Genomic DNA, 15,282 nt, shown 5'->3' on the forward strand with positions numbered 1-15,282 from the left:
GAATGGCCGCCGTAGCGATCACTCTGGCGATGGCGAGCGTAACCCCGGCCGCAGCGATCGACATTCCGATCGATGACATCCTCCGGGACATCAACATCACCGACGTCACCGTCATTTCTCTATAGGGGCTGATCTGCGGGACGGGTGGGACGCGGCCTGTCAACGCGCCGAACCGCGCGGCGCCGCCCTGTGAGGAGGCCCGTCCCGAAAACACGTTTACGGGACGGTGCCGAAGCGGTCGAGCGGGAAGCGCGTTTCCCCAGGAACGACCGTCCCGAAAGACGTTGTCATTTTCCGAAGTCGTGTGCACGGCTGTTCTGGTGTTTCAGGGATCTGCGCATAGGTCTGTGAACATCCGGTGTGTCCATAGTCCTGTGCGCTACGGTGCGTTTTGTTCTGTACTCGTGTGCGCGACGGTGAGGTCCTGGCATGGACAGCGGGCGGGCGCAGATCATCGAGCGGGGGGTGCTGACAGCCCCGGATGAGACATGGGACACGGCGGTACGGCGGGCCGAGGTGATCGGCCGGATCGCGCGGGGCGTCGGCAGCCAGGTCGGCGAACCTGCCCTGACCACCTGAGGGCCGAGCTTGTCGATGCAGGAGATCTTCGTGATGCATGCGTCGGCGGCCTTGGCCATGGTGTCGAACTCCTGCCGGGCGATCGAGCCAGGGTTGTCGGAGGCGAAGGTGGTGGCGCGGTGCATGTCCTTCATGGCTGTCATCGCGTTCCGGGCGGCGGACATCGCGTCGCGGGCGCTGAACTCGTCACCGGGAGCTGGACGCCGTAGGGTGAAGGCGACATGCGAGCGGTGATGGTGGCAGCCGGAACGGTCGCGGCGGTGCTGGGAGCCGGGGTGCTTGCCGTCGGGGCTGGCGCGTTCGGGCTGGAAACCCGCACGTTCACGCGCATCGAGTGCCGCTCGGTCGCGGTCAAGAGCGGCACCGTCTGGCACTGCAGCGGCGAGAGCCCGGATCAGGCGCGCGTGAACGACGCGGCCGCCCGCCAGGCGGAACTGGACGCGTTACGCGCCCACGTCGATAGCGTTCCCCTAGGCGAGCCGAGGCGGCGTACGGAGCTGACGTTCGTCGACCACGACGGTCGAAAGGACCCCCCGCGGGTCACCGCCACCCGCCTGCCCGGTGGCGAGCGCTGGATCGCGCATTCGAGCACGGTCCTCGGCACCGGCACCGGACTGTTGATGCTCGGCGGCGCCGTCCTCGCATTTCAATGGCGGCCGACGTGGGTCCAAGGACGTCTCCGTGGACCTGACCACCCACCCGATCCAGGAGTGCGGAGCCTGGGCCGCCGCCCGTATGGCCGGCCACGCACACCCGGGCCAGGTGAGCGACGATGACCTGACCGCACTGGCCGCGCAGATCGTCGAAGACGCCACCATGGCCGCGATCGCGCCCGCCGATGGGGCCGGCGCCCACCTGGTCGTCATCGACGTGTTCGCCAAGGTACGCGGCACCACCCCGCCCGGCCTGTCGGCCTACGACGCCGACTACGCCGCGATGGGGTACGCCAAGCGTTTGGCCGACACTTTCGGCGTGGCCGTCGTGCTGGTCCACCACGTCCGCAAGATGGGCTCAGACGACTTCCTGGAGCAGGTCTCCGGCACCAACGGCCTGGCCGGAGCCGCCGACTCGACGTTGGTGCTCAAGCGCGCCAGAGGCACCGCCGACGGCGTGCTCCACCCGGCCGCGACGTGGAGGAAGACGAACGCGCCCTGTCCTTCCAACCCGACACCGGCACCTGGCACCTCCTCGACGGCCCCGCCGACGAACACGCCCTAGATGTACTGCCCAGGGACGTTGGTCAACCTGGTGATGGGTGGTTTGCCGCCGGTAGCGGTGTGGGGCCGGTGGTGATTGTAGTGATGGAGCCAAGCCGGTAGGGCTTTGCGGCGTGCTCGTTCTGAGGTGTAGAAGCGCCCCAGGGCCCAGCCGTCTGCCAGGGTGCGGTGGAAGCGTTCGACTTTGCCGTTGGTCTGAGGGCGGTAGGGGCGGGTCTTCTTGGGCCGGATGCCGAGTTCGGCGCACGCATCACGCCAGGCGTGGGATTTGTAGGCCGATCCGTTGTCGCTGAGCACCCGCTGGATGGTGACACCGCGTTCGGCGAACCAGGCAACGGCGTTGCGCAGGACGTCGATCGCGGTGGCGGCTCTCTCATCGTCACGGATTTCGGCGTAGGCAACGCGTGAGTGGTCATCGACGACGGTGTGCACGAAGGCGGTGCCGATGCGGGGCTCATAGCGGGTGTTGCGGGCGCCGGTGCGGCGAGCGGTGGCCTCTCGGTTGCGCTCGCCTTGGACTCTGCCGAGGTAGCGCCAGCCGCCGCCATCGGGGATGTTGCCGAGTTTCTTGACGTCGACGTGCAGCATCGCGCCGGGCCGGTCGTGCTCGTAGCGTCTGATCGCCTCGCCGGTGGCGCGGTCGATGTGTGAGAGCCGGTTGATCCGGCACCTGCTCAGGACGGCGTGCACGGTCGAGGCCGGCATGCCGAGCCGCCCGGCGATCTGGACCGGGCCCAGACGCTGCTTCCATCGCAGGTGCACGATCTTGCGCACTACCGGCTGCGGCGTCCTGGACGGGCTGCGGTGTGGCCTGGAGGACCGATCGGCCATCGCGGCCGCACCGTGCTGGGCGTAACGACCGGCCCACCGCTTGGCGGTCGGCCAGGACACGTCATAACGCTCCGCGGCTCTGGCGATCGGCCAGCCGTCATCGACGATCAAGCGCGCCAGCCGAAGACGTGCGCGAGGAGTCAAAGCGGCATTAGCGTGGGACACGAAGGCCTCCTGTTGGCGGAGCGGTTCCTAGACAGCTCCACTCCACAACCGGAGGCCTTCGTCATCGCAGATTCAGACCATGTCGTCACACAATCTCAACCAACCTGCCTGGGCAGTACAGATGTACTGCCCAGGGACGTTGGTCCCAGCACACCTAGAGCCCTGCTGGCGTCCGGGTCCTGTCCGACACCAGCGGCTCCCGCATCTCCATCTCCTCGCGGCTCGTAACATGAACCTCCTCGATCCGGAGCGCCACCCCGAGCGCGAAGAACGTCGGCGCCCACTGGCCAACGTAGAGCCCCCACCTGTCAGCCCGGTCGATACCGGCCGGCTCCATGTTCTTGGAAACCAGCCACGACGCTACCGAGGCGCCGATGGACGCGATACCCGCCGCGTACATGAGCGACGACTTGACGCCCATCTTGTGCAGAGTGCCGATCACGGTTCCCCCCGTTGTGTGACGGTCTGCCCTGCTTACCCCCGGCTTGATAAGCGTCACGACCCAGCGCCCGGTTTTGCCACCTCTTGGCCAGACCGCTGGCAGGCTGAGCAGGCTGACCCATGACCGATGACGTCGCCATCGTCAGGGCTCTCCTGGCGCGGATCAGCGCCGCCGCCGGTGGACTTCGGTGGTGACGACGAAGTCTTCGTCTGGTTACCGTCGCCATCCCAGGTGTCGCAGCCTTCCGTCTTCCCGAGCAGTGCGCTCAGTTCCTCCCACGACGGACGTGCCACGAACCGGTCGAGGGGATCATCGCGGCCGAGAGCAACCTTCCTAGTGGCGTTGATGAAGTCCAACCGTCGCGCCCCAAGCCCTACGCGCGCAGCAGCCCACTCCTCCTCAGAACTCACGGCACCGACATCGATCGACGTGCTAATCCGCCAAATCTCCGCATCGAGACGTTGAGCCAAGCGCACCAGATCGGAACGCACTGAGCCCTTTCCAACCTGCTCGTGCTCGCCGCCTGCGCATCGGGAAAGCACGACGATCTGGCCAGCCGCGGCCGCTACGTGCGGCTCGGGGAAGAGACCTCCGCCCGAGTCACCGCTGAAGCCGACCCCATCCAACGCCGACGTCCCCGCTGAACTCGAGGGTCGTCGTCGCTCATGATCCGCACCGTAAGCAAATCGGGACCTTATTCGCAGAGTCCTGGATAACCGCAGGCCAGAAGCTACTTCGCTGGAAATTTCCTCGTTGCTACCGGGACCCCCTTCGCGCCGACCTGGCCAGAGGAGCGGTCCGGGGACGACCCGTACGCGCTCGACCACCTGATGGACGGACTGCGTTTTCCGGCGCGCCCAGCCCACGTGCGCGGCCTGTGCTCACCGGCCCCACCGGCATGAAGCTGCAAGCACGGCGACTACACCGCGGGCGTGGCCAGCTTCCTGGCGGCACGCATGAGCGCTGCCCTGGCCGTGTCCGGAGTCGCCGGATCATCGGCGTGCATCATGCGCGCCATCTGCGGTACCGCGTACCACCAGCCCGCCAGGGCCAGGATGAGGAAGGCGAGGTCGGCGCCCGGCATGTCGTTGCTGATCAGGTTCGCCTGCTGTGCCCGGGTGAAGGCCGCGACCTTGGTGCGGTAGTAGTCGGTGCGGGATGCCTCGTCGGGCACCTCCGGGAGGTCGAGCAGGCCCTCCCACAACAGCAGCCGAGTCAGCTCGGGGTGTTCGGCGTGGTAGTCGTACACTGCGGCGGCGTACGCGGCGACGGCTTCCGGCCCGTCCAGATCGTTAAGCGGAACAGCGGCCGCGACCTTGTTCAGTTCGTCCGCGAGCACTGTGGCAAACAACTGGGATTTGTCGCCGAAGTAGGTGTACAGACGCTCCTTGTTGATCCCCGCCCGGCGGGCGATGCGCTCCATGGTGGTGCCACCGAGGCCGTGTGCGGCGAACTCGGCGACTGCGGACTTTTTGAGCCTGCGTTTGGTCTCGGCGGTGTTCCAGGCCATGCCCGACAGCATATCCAACGCTTGCGTTGCGAATCTCCGGTTGCGCGCTAGAGTGGATCCCAACCCAAACGTTGGAGTTGGAGATCATGTCCGTCACCTTGAGCGCATCGCACCCACCCACAGCCGAGCGAGGCACCACGCGGGCAGGCACTGTCTTCCTGCTCGTCAGCACCGCGCTGGTCGTACTCGTTCAGATGTACGTGTCCATCCCGCTTCACCAGCTCGTGGCCGCCGACCTCGGGTCCGCCGGGGTGACGGCCGCGCTGGGCGCCGGTTACTCATTCGCCTACGCCCTGGGGTTCCTCATCTACGGGCCGTTGTCGGATCACTACGGCCGGCGTCGCATTCTGGTGTCCGGCCTCGCGGCTCTCACGATCGCGACGCTCGCGGTGAGCCTCGCTCCCTCGACAGGTGTCCTGGCCGTCTTACGAGCTGTACAGGGCCTGGCGGCCGCCACGTTCGCGCCGACGGCCCTGGCGTATCTCGGGGAGGCGCTGCCTCCTCGACGGCGTGCCATCGCGATCGGCGCCATTTCGGTCGCCTTCCTCACTGCGGGAATCCTCGGACAGCTGTTCGCTGCCGCCGTCGCGCCTGCCGCAGGGTGGCGCGGGACCTTCTTCCTCGGCGGCATCCTGCTCGCCGCCCATACCCTCGCAGCCTTCGCCATCATCCACGAACCCGACGGGGATCGGTCCCGCCAGCCTCTCCTGGCCCGCTACGCCGGGCTCGTCCGGTTCGCCGTCCGGCCCCGCTCCCTGCTCCTCGCTGTAGGGCATCTGGTCGTGCTGGGCGGTTTCGTCGGAATGTACAGCCTGCTTGGCCCGCACTTGGCCTCGGCCGGTCTCTCCGCTGCCGAAATCATGTTCGTTCGCGCCGCCGCCCTGCCGGCGATGTTCTGCTCGCTTCTCGCCGGGCCGATGGCCGCACGCCTCGGTCTGGCGCTTACCGGGCTTATCGGCTTCATCCTCGCGGCCGCGGGTCTGGCGGCCGAGGCCGTACTGGGCGGCGCACTCGCGGGCCTTGTCGCCGCCAGTGTCATCTTCGTCACTGGAGTCGCCATCCTCGTCCCCACGATGATCACACTGTGGGGTGAAGCCGCGCATCCCGCTCGGGGCGGCGGGATGGCCGTCAACGGGTTCGTCCTTTTCCTCGGAGCCGGTCTGGGCTCCTATGCCATCGAGTTGCCGGGTGGGCTTGGCGGCGCGCTCGGCGTTGTGTCCGGGCTATACCTCGCCGCAGGCGCCATCGTCTACGCAGCGTGCGCCATGAACCAGGACCGGTGACCACCCCGCGTCGTTTCCTGCGAGCCACGTCCGAATCACCGAGTGAGGAGTTGTTTCATGTCTCGTCTAAATGCCGTCGTCCTCTCTGGGATCACCGTTGCCGTCCTCACTACCTCCGGAGCGGCATTTACCGCGATCAACCGCGACGACATCCCGCCGGCAGTCGCCGAGCCCAGGACCGGCCGACCTGAAGAGGCCATCCTGTCGCCCGCCACCGAACCTCCGACCGCCGACGTGAGCGGTGCCCGACGCCTGGAAGCCGACGCGCTGAAAGGTGCCGGTCTCCGCGTCCCCGGCGGATGGGAGATCGTCAGGGTGCGCGAGGAGCGGCACGACGACCGCGATGTCACCGTGATCCGCCACCAGCCCGACAGTTACCGTCTCGGCGGCCCCCACACCAGCCTCGTCCTCGACGCCGACGGCACGATTCTCGGATTTACCCGCCTCGAGGACGGCAGTGACGGTCCGCTCCCCACCGCACGTCGCGCCGAGGAGATCGCTCTACGCTTCCTGCGGCAGGTGGCACCGGGCCACGCCGAAGGGCTCAGCGTCAACTGGGTCGCGCAACACGCTGAGACCGTGACCCGGCCCGACGGCGCCACCGAGACGATCGCCGGCATAAAAGTGAAGATGCGCCACGACAACGGCCTCTACACCTGGGTCGTCGTCGGTCCCGATGAGACCGTGCTGACCTATGAGCGCGACATCACCTGGGACTCTGGCCGGGGACGCCGGGGCACCCAGATGTGGCTCCACGACTCCTGGATCGCCGCCCATGAGGGAACCGGCCCGCAACCCGACTCCCCGTACGCTCTCGCAACGTCGTGACCCCTCCCGGGGATGCTACGGCCAGGCGGCCGCCGGCGGTCTCGGCGCCAAGCCGGGCCGACGACCCAGAGCTATCGGCGATCTTGCCAGGTGACCGCGGGCGCCGAGCTCGTCCAGCAGGATCCGGTACAGCTTGGCCCACACCCTGGTGGTACTCCACTGAGGCTTTTCCAAACCTGATCACACAGGTCAGCAGGAGCGGCGCCGGGACCGGTTGGCATGAGCAGAGGCTCCCGGTAAGACAGCAGTCGACCAAGATCCGATGCCTCTACCGGAGAGCCTCGTTGCTGTCTTATCGTGCCTCGATTCCGCTGTCCAATCACACCCTGATCCGCCTGGCTGGGCTCATCCGCACGCAGCGGGCCGAACGAGGCTGCCGGTGGCGGCGGTTGGACCCGGCTCAGCAAGCGCTGCTGGTCCTGGCCCATCTGCGTAACGGCGACACCTACGCACGCCTGGCCGCCGGCTTCGCCATCGGCACCACCACCGCCTGGCGCTACGTCCGCGAAAGCGTGGACCTCCTGGCTGCGCTGGCCGACGACGTGCACGCCGCCGCGGCGCGCGCGAGCCGGCTGGCCTACGCCAGCTTGGACGGCACCCTCATCCAGATCGACCGTCTGGCCGACGAGCGACCGTACTACAGCGGGAAACACAAGCAGCATGTGCAACTGCTGGCCGATCCGGTGGACCGGCTGGTGTGGGCCTCACCGGCGCTGCCGCGCGGTGCACGACGTGAGTGCCGCTTGAACGGTCGGCCCGATCGACAGCCCTTTCCAGTGCTGGCGTGAAGACCTTCGCGGACAAGACATCCGATGGACGTAAGAGTCAAGTCGCGGTTGGGACGGTGGGTGGGAAGGCGAGTGTCTCGCTGTAGCGCAGACGCTTGTGGAGGCAGTGATAGAGGCAGCCGAGGAAGCGGTTGAACAGGTTGCGGAAGGCGGCGGCGTGTCCGTCGCCTGCGGCTCGTCGCCGGTCGTAGTGGGCACGAGCTCCGGGCGAGAGATTGAGTGCGGATAGGCCCCAGGTGAAGCCGACGGCCGCGAGTCTGGCGTTTTTGATTCTGCGGCAGGAGACCGTGAGGCTGCGGCCGGAGGCCCGGGTGACCGGGGCTGATCCGACGAACGCTTTGAGGGATCGGGCACTGGCGAAGCGGGTGCGATCGTCGCCGATCTCGGCCAGGATCCGCGCGCCGGCTTGGTCGGCGATGCCGCGGAAACTGGTGCGCCCATGGCCTGCTCGACGAGCGGGTCTTGGCGCAGGTGAGGGCGGCGGAAGATGGCGTGGAGTTCAGCGGCGACCTCCTCGACATGGCGCAGGCGGCCGGCCCTGCGCAGGGCTGCAGCGATTTTCACCTGGGAAACTTTGACGGCGGCTGCCGGAGTGGGGGCCAACTGCAGCAGGGCCCGGGTGAGTGGAGTGGCGAGGCTGCCGCTGCGATTGGCGGCCGCCTCGAGCATCGCCGGATAGTACTCACGTAACAGGGAGCGCGGTTCGTTGCCTGCACGGGTCCGTCGCCAGGTCGCGTCCTGGCAGGCGCGGGCAAGCACCTTGATCGAGCGGACGAGCTCGGTGTCTGCGGGCAGCGGCCGGTGGACGTGCGCGTCGGTGCGCAAGATGTTCGCCAGGACCATCGCGTCGGCGTGGTCGGACTTCTTGCCCGAGGCTGAGTGGCGTTCGCGATAACGGGCGACAGCCATGGGATTGATCGGGTAGATCTTCCGGCCAGCCGCACGAAGCGCGGCGACAAGCAGGCCGCGGGGTGTTTCGATCGCAACGGGAATCGGGGTCTGTGGGCTGTCGCCAGCCTCGGCAAGCATGGTGAGCAACTCGTTGAAGCCGTCGACGGTCTCGCTGATGCGTTGTTTGGCGATCAAGGCGCCGTTCTCGTCGACGAGGGCGATGTCGTGGTGTTTCTCGGCCCAGTCGATACCGCAGGTGATCTTCAAGCTCTGCCTCCGGTGTTGGCGTTGTCACTGATCAGTGCCCTGGCGGAACCACACGGCGCCCTAATGGAAAGGCTCTATGCCTGACATCCGATGAGCCGTCCGTGATCCCAGCGACCATCGCGGCTCCCCGTCTTTGTTGAGGGCTCCACGCCCTGAGACAACCGAGGAATCCTCCGCGCTGGCGGGCTCGAACCACGGAACCGATCCAACCGCACGATTGGTCTGCGACACAGGAACGGGCACGGTCCAGGCGGCGGCCCCCGCCTTGTCTTGAGGCCTCTTCGGGCCGGGGATATCAAAGGAGTCCACCGTCCGGACTGAGCCCGTTCGGAACCCATTGGGGCTATCAAGGCGCGGGCGGCACCATCCGCACGCCGTTCAAGCGGCATCGCCACCGTCCATGGCTGTCACGCGGGCAGCGAGAGGTCAACCGCTCGCATGCCCGTATCCGCGCCATCGGCGAGCGCGCCGTCGCGACCTTAAAGGCCTGGAAGGCCCTGACCAAACTGCGCTGCTGCCCGCATCGCGCGACCACGCTCGTGCAGGCGATCCTCGTGCTGCAACTCGTCGAAAAGGGCCGTTACCCAGGATGAAAAAGGCTCAATGGATCAAGGCAAGGCGGGGAGGTAGGCGGTTTGTGCGCCTTACCGAGAACCAGCTGTAAGACAAGGAGCCCTTTCCATCGTGACGGCGCTGGTCACGATGGGTACGCGCAAAGCGGTGGCGGATGAGACGAGGCTCCCGATAAGACAGCAGTCGACCAAGATCCGATGCCCCAACCGGGAGCCTCGCTGCTGTCTTACCGTGCCTCGATTCCTCTGTCCAACCACACCCTCATCCGCTTGGCCGAACTCATCCGCACACGGCGCGCCGAAGGCCGCTCGCGGTGGCGGAAGTTAGACCCGGCTCGACAAGCTCTGCTGGTCCTGGCCCATCTGCGTAACGGCGACACCTACGCTCGCCTTGGCGCTGGCTTCGCCATCGGTACCACCACGGCCTGGCGCTACGTCCGCGAAGGCGTGGACCTGCTGGCGGCGCCGGCCGAGAACGTGCACGCCGCCGTGACGCGCGCAGCCCAGCTGGCCTACACCATCCTGGACAGCACCCTCATCCCGATCGACCGCCTCGCCGACGACTGGCCGACCTGGCTGGCCGGCTGGTGTGGGCCTCGCCTGCGCTGCCGGGCGCCACCCATGACGTGACCGCCGCTCGGACGGTCGGCCTGATCGACGCCTTGACCAGGGCCGGCGTCAAGACCTTCGCTCACAAGGGCTATCAAGGCGCCGGCGGCACGATCCGGACACCGTTCAAACGACATCGCCATCGGCCCGGGCTCTCCCGCAGCCAGCGAGACGTCAACCGCGCCCACGCCCGCATCCGGGCGATCGGTGAACGTGCCGTCGCGACCTTGAAGTCCTGGAAGGTGCTGACCAGGCTGCGCTGTTGCCCGCATCGCGCGACCGCACTCGTGCCGGCGATCCTCGTCCTGCAGCTCGTCGAAGAGGGCCGCCACCCAAGATGAAGTGGGCCCAGTTGGGTACCCAGAGCCCATACAAGAAGGCGCTTCGCGCCATCCTTCGGCTGTAGCGCTGGGGGCAGCGCCCCCAGCATCTCCGCATCCACGTGATGGATGCACAGGGAGGCGCGAAGCACCAAATGGCGATCATTACCAGAAAGAGAGTCACAGAGATGGCTTCAGAGCGACGTCCTGATGCTCTTTGCATCGCCCATAGATCGTTCTCGTTCGAAGGTCTTCAGCGGCTCTGGACTTGCGTGAGGAGTGATGCCTTTTCACCTTGTCTCATACGGCCCGCTGAGCGACGCTAGAGCGTATCTCTTCGGATCCGAGAAGGCTGCGCGCTCGATCAGAAGATCAGGCGTTTCGTGGATCGAAGTATTCCCCTGCTGATGATCCTTGTCCTAGTCAGCAGGATAGGGCGACGATGGCACAACGGGCAATCAGTCGGCGCGGTAGAAGCTGGTGTTCGCGGTCGCAAGAAATTTTCCGGTGTACAGGTCCGTCACCCACACGTGGGCATAGACTTTCTTGCTACCGACCGAGATTTCGTTGCTGGTACAGCCGTTGGCGTTAACAGTGAAGCTGTTGAGTTTCTGGCCCGACTCGCTGTAGATCGAACACTTGAACTTCTTGTTAGGTGGCCACCAAGCCTGCATGTATACCTTACCGCAGCCATTGACTTTGAGCTTTAGCCAGGCATTGTTGCTCGCGAAGTTCCTCGTCTCGACCGTTCTCCACGTGCACGCAGCGCTCGCGGATGCCGCGGATACCGGCGTTGAGGTGACCGTCGCGGCCACTGCCGCCAGGAGCGCGGAATTAGCTGCCGTGGCCAGAACCCTTCTGAGTGAGCCGACGCGAGCCGCGCCATTCGAGGATCGAATCACCTTGAGTGTCTCCTTGCGATCGACGCATAACCCCTCGACTGGTGGACCCAGCCGAATGACTAGTACTCTTCTTTTGCTTCCCCTGAAAGGTTTTGATTACAAACCCGTTCTACCGTGTCGCGGTATACTCCTGGTATATTCGGGGTATGTTCGAACCCTCTGCAGATATGCCGTAAGCACTGAGCCCTTTTCATCCTGAGTAGCGGCCCTCTTCGATGAGCTGCAGGACGAGGATGGCCTGCACGAGTGCGGTCGCTCGATGCGGGCAGCAGCGCAGCTTGGTCAGCACCTTCCAACTCTTCAAGGTCGCGACGGCGCGTTCGCCGATGGCGCAGATGCGGGCGTGGGCGCGGCTGACGTCTCGCTGGCTGCGGGAGAGCCCGGGCCGATGGCGATGTCGTTTGAACGGTGTCCGGATCGTGCCGCCGGCACCTTGATAGCCTTTGTCCGCGAAGGTCTTGACGCCGGCACTGGTCAGGGCGTCGATCAGGCCGACCGTCCGAGCAGCACTCACGTCGTGCACCGCTCCCGGTAGCGCCGGCGAGGCCCACACCAGCCGGCCCACCGGATCGGCCAGCAGTTGCACGTTCACCCCATGCTGTTTGTGTTTGCCGCTGTAGTACGGCCGCTCGTCTGCCAGGCGGTCGATCGGGATGAGGGTGCCATCCAGGATGGCGTAGGCCAGCCAGGCCGCGCGCTGCGGCGGCCTGCACCTCGTCGGCCAGGATGGCCAGCAGTTCCACGCTTTCCTGGACATAGCGCCAGGCGGTGGTGGTGCCGACAGAGAAGCCGGCGGCCAGGCGTGTGTAGGTGTCGCCGTTGCGCAGGTGGGCCAGGACCAGCAGCGCTTGGCGGGCCGGGTCTAACTTCCGCCACCGGGAGCGGCGTTCGGCCCGCTGGGTGCGGATGAGGTCGGCCAGGCGGGTCAGGGTGTGGTTGGACAGGGGAATCGAGGCACGATAAGACAGCAACGAGGCTCCCGGTTGGGGCATCGGATCTTGGTCGACTGCTGTCTTACCGGGAGCCTCCTCTCATCCGCCATCGCTCCGCGCACACCCACCGCGACCAGCGCCGTCAGGGTGAAAAGAGCTCGGTGTTGTACCGGTGCCAGCCGCGCGACTTGCACACGCTCGCGTTGATGGTGCTGGCCAGCACGACGGCAGCTGCTCGCCGGCCACGTTCCTCCATGACGAACGCCAGGCTGCCGAACGGACGTGTGTAGGGCCTACCTGTGGGGTGTTCGTCATCGGGCAGGTGCAGCGGATGCCGCCAGGTGATCAGGAGTTCCTCAGCCTCTGCCATATCTACTTGGTAGAAGGCGACCACAGGGGACAACCGCAGGGCCAGCTGGCGGCTCATTGGGGTTCGAGTCTCTCGTTCGTGCCGGTGTTGGCGGCGGCCGCCCACGCCTTCCCGGCTGCCCGGGTGGTCCAGAGGCGATGATGGTGCGCCTGCTCCGAGGTGTCCGCGCAGCCGGTCGAGGATCCGTTGGCGGGGTGGAGGGAGCAGGCCGGGTCGTGCTCGTTGGAAAGCATGCTGTCCGTGGTGATCAGTTCACCGCACTCCTCGCATGCCGCGTCTGAATCTGCGGGGGTGAAGGGCTCCGGGTCGTGATCTTCTCCGAACGTGATCTCGATCAGGGTCCGGTTGAAGTGGCCGGGCTGCTTGGCCTGGTCGAGCGCGCGGTGAAGGTCGCTGATGGCGTCGTTCTGGGTGGTCTGGGTGTCGTCGAAGTAGATGCTCACGGTGAGGTTGGTGGTGACGCTGTAAGTTCCGGCAGATGGCCGGGAATCTCCGGAGCTACTCGGCCGGACATGATCTCTTGACGGCAGGAGTACAGCCCTCAGGACCGGTCCTGCCAGAGAATCCTGCCACCGGTGCTGGACCCGAAGCGTTAGCTGCCGGGCGGCAGCGGGATCAGCACGCACGGCTTGACCGGGCCCTCGATCAGCCCGCCCGAGAACGCCCAGCCCGGACCGCCCATCATGATGACGTCCACCAGCAGGGTCCGCCCAGGACCGAGGAGCCGCGGGTCGAGGTTGAACCCATTTCCTGCTGGGATTGAGGAGTTCACGTGGTTTGAGGTGAATCCGCTTTCCCCGCTCCGGGTCGCACGTGGCCGCCCGCCCGCCCGCCTTCGACGCGACCGCCTACAAGGACCGCAACCTGGTCGAGCGGTGTTTTGCCAAGCTCAAGCAGTGGCGAGCCGTCGCCACCCGCTACGACCAGCTCGCCAGCCGATACCTCGCGGGCGTCACCATCGCTTCACTCATGCTCTGGCTCCGCCAAACCGAATTATCAGACAGGCCCTAGCGGGCTCCGAGTGGTCTGATTGGGACATACCTCCGCCATACCGCGTCTCCGTATGGTCTCACCTCGACGGGAAATCAACGGAGGGAACCATATGAAGATCATGCGTACCGCGGTCGTCGTCGGGGCCATGGGGGCCGTGGCCATGATGGGCGCGCCCGCGTCGGCGTCGGTGACCGCGTCCGCCTCGGTGACCGCGTCCGCCTCGGCGTCCGCGCCGGCGGCGTCGGTGACCACGTCGGCAGCCAAGGCCCTCGTCGCGACCTGTTCGAAGGGGTCCTACAGGCTGAAGGTGACCGTCACCTACATCGACACGACGTATGGGCACCGCTTCAGCCGTGTCCACTGGACGGCCTCCGGAGGCCCCACCACGGTCAAGGTCAGCCTCGTCCAGGATCGGGGCGGCCTTCCGGACGCCGAGTTCCTGGCGACCGTGATCACGGGCAACTCCGGCAGCAGGGCGATCTCGGCGACCCGGCCGATGGCGCATCGGGTCTTCGTGAAGCTGGCCGGTAGGAACGGTGTTACGAGCTGCGTCGGGCAGAGCGGCGTCATCTGATCCGGACCGCTCGGCGCCCGCCGTCGCGAGAGACGGCGGGCGCCGGAGGTCAGGGCGAGGGGTGGGGGAGTTCGAGGTCGGCCACGATGGGGAAGTGGTCGGAGGCCTCGGTGCCGATGACGGCCACCGAGGTCGTTTTGATGTCGCGAGAGGTCATGACGTAGTCGATGCGCTGGTACGGCCTGCTCACGCTGTAGGTGAAGCCGTCGCCCGCACCGGCCACGTCCCAGGCGTCAAGCAGCCCCCGCCAGCCCAGAGGTCTGACAGCGTCCTCGGCCGCCGCCCTGCAAATGTCACCGCGGCCCGGACGGTGGGGTCAGCAGCTCCTCGTCCTGATCGGACAGCGGATGCGGTCCGACGGAGTGCGATCAAGCGGCATCGCCATCGTCCCTGGTTGTCGCGCGCGACCGCGCTCGTGCAGGCGATCCTTGTGCTGCAGCTCGTGGAAGAAGGCCGCTGCTCAGGATGAAATGGCTCTAATTGTGTCGGTGGGTGCTGCGAGCATGACGGGATGATCGCGACTCCTGACGACTACTCCTGGTTCTCCCGTGAGCGCTTCCCCGAGTTCGCTGATGCCTACTGCTTCACCTACATCCACGGCCTGACGCTTGAGGAAGTGGTGACCCGGCTCGGCGTCCGGGTTGGAGATTGCTCTCGCGTGACGCTTGATCAGCTGATCCGGCGGCAAACCTTCGGTGCCATCGCCGTTGGAGACTGGGTGCTCCTCGTCGAGGCCTGCAGCGGGCTCGGCGTCACCGAAGAAATCATCATGCCGCTGTCGGCGGGCACCCGTCTCGTCTCCCACTTCTACCTCGACGTCGATGACATGGACTACTTCTACTGGATCGACGACGGGAAGATCCGGTTCGAGTTCGCACACGACGAAGGCTATTCTCACCGGATCGAAGACGGGAAGATCCAGTTCATGTTCAGGCCCCACGAAAGCTACTCGGAGGAAATGCCGGACGAACTCGCAGAGATCCTGGAGCGGATCGACTCCCCCATCTACTCGATCGCCGCCCCCCACAAAGGGCCTGCGTTCCTCCTGGCCGAGCGTCTCACGGGGATCACGATGACGCCGCAACTGCTGGAGGAGTCCACCTATCTGTGCGGAGTCGTTCCTGGATCGAGGTGAGCAGGATCCATCGTCTGCAGCTCCCGCGGGTTGGCAGGCGGACGGTGGATCTTCGCTGCACGCTCCCGTCGGCT

Annotated in this window: 17 protein-coding genes and 5 pseudogenes; 12 read left to right on the top strand and 10 right to left on the bottom strand. The window is 66.3% G+C overall.

The genetic code is table 11. From position 1 onward, the window contains the following. Nucleotides 1-2: 2 nt before the first annotated feature. The 4 genes from FHR33_RS52270 (at nucleotide 3) to FHR33_RS43875 (ending at nucleotide 1,797) form a co-directional block, all read left to right on the top strand. A complete protein-coding gene (locus FHR33_RS52270) occupies nucleotides 3-125 on the top strand; it encodes a hypothetical protein (RefSeq protein ID WP_281388544.1) in 123 nt (40 codons plus the stop codon). 304 nt (nucleotides 126-429) lie between these two features. Then, nucleotides 430-579 (top strand): hypothetical protein, encoded by a 150-nt coding sequence (locus tag FHR33_RS43865; protein WP_183661088.1) that lies wholly within the window; start codon nucleotides 430-432, stop codon nucleotides 577-579. 221 nt (nucleotides 580-800) lie between these two features. Next, nucleotides 801-1,355 carry a hypothetical protein gene (locus FHR33_RS43870; RefSeq protein ID WP_183662378.1) on the top strand — a complete coding sequence of 185 codons (555 nt, stop codon included), beginning with the start codon at nucleotides 801-803 and terminating at the stop codon, nucleotides 1,353-1,355. Continuing rightward, complete coding sequence (locus FHR33_RS43875; protein ID WP_221242541.1) at nucleotides 1,342-1,797, top strand: AAA family ATPase; 456 nt, start codon at nucleotides 1,342-1,344, stop codon at nucleotides 1,795-1,797. The genes FHR33_RS43870 and FHR33_RS43875 overlap by 14 nt, the downstream gene beginning before the upstream one ends. Here FHR33_RS43875 and FHR33_RS43880 read toward each other — a convergent pair. The 3 genes from FHR33_RS43880 to FHR33_RS43890 form a co-directional block, all read right to left on the bottom strand. Beyond that, complete coding sequence (locus FHR33_RS43880) at nucleotides 1,794-2,792, bottom strand: IS481 family transposase (protein WP_183661090.1); 999 nt, start codon at nucleotides 2,790-2,792, stop codon at nucleotides 1,794-1,796. The genes FHR33_RS43875 and FHR33_RS43880 overlap by 4 nt on opposite strands. Nucleotides 2,793-2,946: 154 nt before the next feature. Next, nucleotides 2,947-3,234 carry a hypothetical protein gene (locus FHR33_RS43885; protein WP_312896050.1) on the bottom strand — a complete coding sequence of 96 codons (288 nt, stop codon included), beginning with the start codon at nucleotides 3,232-3,234 and terminating at the stop codon, nucleotides 2,947-2,949. 919 nt (nucleotides 3,235-4,153) lie between these two features. Next, nucleotides 4,154-4,744, bottom strand: coding sequence for a TetR/AcrR family transcriptional regulator (locus FHR33_RS43890; RefSeq protein WP_183661092.1), 591 nt, complete (start codon nucleotides 4,742-4,744; stop codon nucleotides 4,154-4,156). 86 nt (nucleotides 4,745-4,830) lie between these two features. Here FHR33_RS43890 and FHR33_RS43895 point away from each other — a divergent pair, with 86 nt between their 5' ends. The 3 genes and pseudogenes from FHR33_RS43895 to FHR33_RS43905 form a co-directional block, all read left to right on the top strand. Further along, a complete protein-coding gene (locus FHR33_RS43895) occupies nucleotides 4,831-6,027 on the top strand; it encodes an MFS transporter (protein ID WP_183661094.1) in 1,197 nt (398 codons plus the stop codon). Nucleotides 6,028-6,084: 57 nt separating this feature from the next. After that, entirely contained in the window at nucleotides 6,085-6,855 is a 771-nt protein-coding gene (locus FHR33_RS43900) for a hypothetical protein (RefSeq protein WP_183661096.1), read from the top strand. Between the two features lie 284 nt (nucleotides 6,856-7,139). Continuing rightward, nucleotides 7,140-7,687: pseudogene (locus FHR33_RS43905) on the top strand (transposase family protein); the annotation flags it as partial. On the opposite strand, the pseudogene FHR33_RS53530 reads toward FHR33_RS43905, so the two are convergent. Next, a pseudogene (locus FHR33_RS53530) lies at nucleotides 7,681-8,801 on the bottom strand (IS110 family RNA-guided transposase). The pseudogenes FHR33_RS43905 and FHR33_RS53530 sit on opposite strands and share 7 nt — an antisense overlap. 341 nt (nucleotides 8,802-9,142) lie before the next feature. Here FHR33_RS53530 and FHR33_RS43915 point away from each other — a divergent pair. After that, a pseudogene (locus tag FHR33_RS43915) lies at nucleotides 9,143-9,394 on the top strand (transposase family protein); the annotation flags it as partial. Nucleotides 9,395-9,592: 198 nt separating this feature from the next. After that, nucleotides 9,593-10,323, top strand: a pseudogene (locus FHR33_RS43920) (transposase family protein). A gap of 437 nt (nucleotides 10,324-10,760) precedes the next feature. On the opposite strand, the gene FHR33_RS43925 reads toward FHR33_RS43920, so the two are convergent. From FHR33_RS43925 to FHR33_RS43945, 5 genes and pseudogenes are all read right to left on the bottom strand, one after another. Further along, a complete protein-coding gene (locus FHR33_RS43925) occupies nucleotides 10,761-11,204 on the bottom strand; it encodes a hypothetical protein (RefSeq protein WP_183661099.1) in 444 nt (147 codons plus the stop codon). A gap of 190 nt (nucleotides 11,205-11,394) precedes the next feature. Then, nucleotides 11,395-12,175: pseudogene (locus tag FHR33_RS43930) on the bottom strand (transposase family protein). Nucleotides 12,176-12,278: 103 nt separating this feature from the next. Next, nucleotides 12,279-12,563, bottom strand: a complete 285-nt coding sequence (locus tag FHR33_RS43935; protein ID WP_183661101.1) for a hypothetical protein — start codon at nucleotides 12,561-12,563, stop codon at nucleotides 12,279-12,281. After that, on the bottom strand, nucleotides 12,560-12,949 hold the full coding sequence (locus tag FHR33_RS43940) for a hypothetical protein (protein WP_183661104.1): 390 nt from the start codon (nucleotides 12,947-12,949) through the stop codon (nucleotides 12,560-12,562). The genes FHR33_RS43935 and FHR33_RS43940 overlap by 4 nt, the downstream gene beginning before the upstream one ends. A gap of 149 nt (nucleotides 12,950-13,098) precedes the next feature. After that, nucleotides 13,099-13,278 (bottom strand): hypothetical protein, encoded by a 180-nt coding sequence (locus FHR33_RS43945; RefSeq protein ID WP_183661106.1) that lies wholly within the window; start codon nucleotides 13,276-13,278, stop codon nucleotides 13,099-13,101. A 41-nt stretch (nucleotides 13,279-13,319) separates the two neighbouring features. Here FHR33_RS43945 and FHR33_RS43950 point away from each other — a divergent pair, with 41 nt between their 5' ends. After that, on the top strand, nucleotides 13,320-13,517 hold the full coding sequence (locus FHR33_RS43950; RefSeq protein ID WP_183661109.1) for a transposase: 198 nt from the start codon (nucleotides 13,320-13,322) through the stop codon (nucleotides 13,515-13,517). Between the two features lie 91 nt (nucleotides 13,518-13,608). After that, complete coding sequence (locus tag FHR33_RS43955; protein WP_183661112.1) at nucleotides 13,609-14,073, top strand: hypothetical protein; 465 nt, start codon at nucleotides 13,609-13,611, stop codon at nucleotides 14,071-14,073. Between the two features lie 49 nt (nucleotides 14,074-14,122). On the opposite strand, the gene FHR33_RS43960 is transcribed toward FHR33_RS43955, so the two are convergent. After that, nucleotides 14,123-14,296 (bottom strand): hypothetical protein, encoded by a 174-nt coding sequence (locus FHR33_RS43960; protein ID WP_183661115.1) that lies wholly within the window; start codon nucleotides 14,294-14,296, stop codon nucleotides 14,123-14,125. A 288-nt stretch (nucleotides 14,297-14,584) separates the two neighbouring features. On the opposite strand from FHR33_RS43960, the gene FHR33_RS43965 reads away from it, so the two are divergent. Beyond that, nucleotides 14,585-15,208 (top strand): DUF6461 domain-containing protein, encoded by a 624-nt coding sequence (locus tag FHR33_RS43965; protein ID WP_183661116.1) that lies wholly within the window; start codon nucleotides 14,585-14,587, stop codon nucleotides 15,206-15,208. Nucleotides 15,209-15,282: the final 74 nt, after the last annotated feature.

Origin of the sequence: Nonomuraea dietziae (assembly GCF_014195505.1) — a bacterium.
GTDB lineage: Bacteria > Actinomycetota > Actinomycetes > Streptosporangiales > Streptosporangiaceae > Nonomuraea > Nonomuraea roseola.

What these genes read in the sequence shown, in the direction of transcription:
- FHR33_RS43870 (WP_183662378.1), top strand. Translation starts at nt 801, where the DNA reads ATGCGAGCGGTGATGGTGGCAGCCGGAACGGTCGCGGCGGTGCTGGGA.
- FHR33_RS43890 (WP_183661092.1), bottom strand. Translation starts at nt 4,744, where the DNA reads ATGGCCTGGAACACCGCCGAGACCAAACGCAGGCTCAAAAAGTCCGCA.
- FHR33_RS43895 (WP_183661094.1), top strand. Translation starts at nt 4,831, where the DNA reads ATGTCCGTCACCTTGAGCGCATCGCACCCACCCACAGCCGAGCGAGGC.
- FHR33_RS43865 (WP_183661088.1), top strand. Translation starts at nt 430, where the DNA reads ATGGACAGCGGGCGGGCGCAGATCATCGAGCGGGGGGTGCTGACAGCC.
- FHR33_RS43955 (WP_183661112.1), top strand. Translation starts at nt 13,609, where the DNA reads ATGAAGATCATGCGTACCGCGGTCGTCGTCGGGGCCATGGGGGCCGTG.
- FHR33_RS43900 (WP_183661096.1), top strand. Translation starts at nt 6,085, where the DNA reads ATGTCTCGTCTAAATGCCGTCGTCCTCTCTGGGATCACCGTTGCCGTC.
- FHR33_RS43935 (WP_183661101.1), bottom strand. Translation starts at nt 12,563, where the DNA reads ATGAGCCGCCAGCTGGCCCTGCGGTTGTCCCCTGTGGTCGCCTTCTAC.
- FHR33_RS52270 (WP_281388544.1), top strand. Translation starts at nt 3, where the DNA reads ATGGCCGCCGTAGCGATCACTCTGGCGATGGCGAGCGTAACCCCGGCC.
- FHR33_RS43965 (WP_183661116.1), top strand. Translation starts at nt 14,585, where the DNA reads ATGATCGCGACTCCTGACGACTACTCCTGGTTCTCCCGTGAGCGCTTC.